Source organism: Vibrio sp. 1580 (assembly GCF_033340055.1).
Map to the genome: position 1 here is coordinate 1 of NZ_JAWOVT010000414.1, position 617 is coordinate 617.

General features: G+C 42.3%; 1 protein-coding gene. It reads left to right on the top strand.

Annotation, left to right across the window (positions count from 1 at the left end; all coding sequences use genetic code 11):
* Nucleotides 1–320 precede the first annotated feature (320 nt).
* Nucleotides 321–617: DOPA 4,5-dioxygenase family protein (locus R7093_RS26315; RefSeq protein ID WP_318147159.1), on the top strand; the 297-nt coding region annotated here is incomplete at its 3' end.

The following is a 617-nucleotide window of genomic DNA, read 5'->3' on the forward strand; positions in this document are numbered from 1 at the left end:
AAATACTGGTTTTTTATATTATTCATTTCAAAAGCTGAATTTAATCACTTTCATTTGTTACAAAGTTGCAACAAAATTGGGCTGTGAAATTTGACAAACAAAGCTAAAGTATTTGAGTGTCGTAGATTTATTTGTTGCAGAAAGATAACTTCTTCCCAATCAGACGGAATCAAGGTAGGGTGGCAGTCAATTGAAGAAGTTTGGATTCCAACGTGCCTAAGCGGCGTTAATTCGAACCTAGTGTGGCTCAGTGTTTAGATGACTACACAGGCTTTGAACGACGGGGGAGTGCAACACTTAGAATTCAGATTGGAGAAGTTATGTACCACGTTCACGTTTACTTTCCTTTGCAACAATTGGAAAAAGCACAAGCTCTGAATGAGATCATCCGCCAAGAGCGTCAAGATGTGTTGCGCGTGTATCCATTGGTCGACAGATTAGTCGGCCCGCACAAGATGCCGATGTTTGAAATGCACCTTGAGTCGATCAGTGAAGAGTTTTTGGCTTGGTTAGATACCATTCGTGGGGATTTTTCTGTGCTTATACACCCGGTCAGCGAACGAGAACTGCGTGATCACACAGAGAGCGCGATTTGGTTAGGTCGCGAACTAGGTGTT